Source organism: uncultured Dialister sp. (assembly GCF_937959425.1).
In the GTDB taxonomy this organism is placed as follows: Bacteria; Bacillota; Negativicutes; order Veillonellales; family Dialisteraceae; genus Dialister.
Genome location: NZ_CALGPS010000201.1, coordinates 1 through 1,819 on the forward strand (window position 1 = coordinate 1; position 1,819 = coordinate 1,819).

2 protein-coding genes are annotated in these 1,819 nt (G+C 50.7%); one reads left to right on the top strand and one right to left on the bottom strand.

The genetic code is table 11. The features are described from left to right. Positions 1-97: 97 nt before the first annotated feature. Positions 98-973, bottom strand: a complete 876-nt coding sequence (locus tag Q0482_RS08525) for an AraC family transcriptional regulator (RefSeq protein ID WP_299145453.1) — start codon at positions 971-973, stop codon at positions 98-100. A 157-nt stretch (positions 974-1,130) separates the two neighbouring features. Between Q0482_RS08525 and Q0482_RS08530 the strand changes: the two genes are divergently transcribed. Next, complete coding sequence (locus Q0482_RS08530) at positions 1,131-1,559, top strand: DNA starvation/stationary phase protection protein (protein WP_299145455.1); 429 nt, start codon at positions 1,131-1,133, stop codon at positions 1,557-1,559. Positions 1,560-1,819: the final 260 nt, after the last annotated feature.

The following is a 1,819-nucleotide window of genomic DNA, read 5'->3' on the forward strand; positions in this document are numbered from 1 at the left end:
ACCACGTAGTGGTGGAAGGGGGCGTCGCCGCAGGCGGCGGGGGCTGTGAAAAAATGTTCAATCATTTCTTCACCGCCTCTTTTTTATTGCTGAAAATTTATCCCGCCCGGCGGGAGGCGCGGAATTCCCTGGGGGTCATGTGGTAGGTGCGGCTGAAGAGCTTGGTAAAGTAGCTCTGGCTGGAAAACCCGCAGGCATAGGCAATATCCTGGATGGAGGTGTCCTGGTATTCCAGAAGGGTGCGGCTCACGCCCAGCCGGTAGCCGTTCACATAATCAATGGGGGAGGAGTCCATGTAGGTTTTGAAAATGGAGCAGCACTTGCTGCGGGACACCTTTCCGGCGGCGGCAATGTCGTCCAGGGTGATTTTTTCCCCGTAGCGGCTTCGGATATAGTCGGCCATATCCTTCAGGACCTGCCGGTCTGAAGGGGAGGCGAGGGGACTCTTCTTTTTTTCCGGCGGAAAGAGGAGACACAGCCGGTGAAGAAGCAGATGGAGAAGGGCGATGACCTTGAGCCGCCCCAGAAGTCCCTTTTCATGGCTTCCCCTTTCCATATCCTGGAGCAGGGAGGAAAGGGCTCCGTCCCTGTCGCGGGAAGCGGGAATATAAAGGAAATCGGACTGCCTGTTTTCCAGGAAGGGACGGATGAGGCGGCATTGGATTTCCCTGTCCGCCGTCATTACCTCCTCGTTCACCAGCACCCGGATGAGGGTGGTGCCCGGCGGCTCCGGCCCGTTTTTGTGGATGACCCCGGGGAAGAGGAAGAGAGTGTCTCCTTCATGGAGGGGGATGACTCTTTCATTGACCTGGAAATCAAGGGATCCTGTGAGAAGGGTGAGGCATTCCGCCTCCTCATGCCAGTGGGTGAGGGAGGATGTATTTTCTTCCCCCTTCTCCTTTCCTGCATAGAGCGTCTTCATTTTCGCATTGCCGGCAGCGGGGGTGCCGGGGATGAGTGCATAGGATTTCATAATTCACCTCGATTGATACGATTGTTATAAAAGTAGATATGATTTTGCTATTTTTATTTCATTTCTGACGATATAATTATATCAGAAATCGAGATAAATAGATACGGTTTCTGAAATAAAAAATCAAATCCAATTTTTAATACAAGGAGGAACTATCATGGAAAGATTACTGAACAAACTGCTGGCGGACCTGGTTGTGGAGTACCACAAACTGCAGAGCTATCACTGGTACCTGAAAGGATATCATTTCTTCGATGATCATCCGAAACTGGAAAGCTACTACGACATGATTGCCGGCATGGTGGACGGCGTGGCAGAGGATATGCTGAAGCTCTCCCTCAAGCCCGAATCCACACTGAAGGGCTTCCTGGCTCTCACCGCTGTGGAAGAAGCGGAAAACAGGGAACTTACCTCGGAAGAAGCATTTGCTTCCGTACTGAAGGACTTCGAACTTCTCCGGGACGATGTGCTGGATGTGAAGAAAGCGGCTGATGAAGCAGGGGACTACCTCACCAGCGCCCTCATGGACGACTACATCGAAAGCTTCTACAAGGAAATCTGGATGCTTCGCCAGGTCCTGAAATAAGACAGATAAAAAATGGCTGTGAAGAAATGATTACCATTTTTCACAGCCATTTTTTACGTTGTTTTTTCAATGCAGGGCATGATGATAAACTGCCCGCCTCTTTGTCATTTCGAGCGGGGGTCATGTCGGTATAATGATAGATGTATTCGAACTCTATTGAAACTCTGAGTCGAGAAATCTCCCGCCTTATGGCAGCCTGTACCATACAGCCTCGATTCCCGAAATACGTAACGAGTCATTTGACCACGCTTCACCAATCA

Bases quoted from the DNA above. Each gene is read 5' to 3' on its own strand.
- Q0482_RS08525 (WP_299145453.1), bottom strand. From the start codon at position 973: ATGAAATCCTATGCACTCATCCCCGGCACCCCCGCTGCCGGCAATGCG.
- Q0482_RS08530 (WP_299145455.1), top strand. From the start codon at position 1,131: ATGGAAAGATTACTGAACAAACTGCTGGCGGACCTGGTTGTGGAGTAC.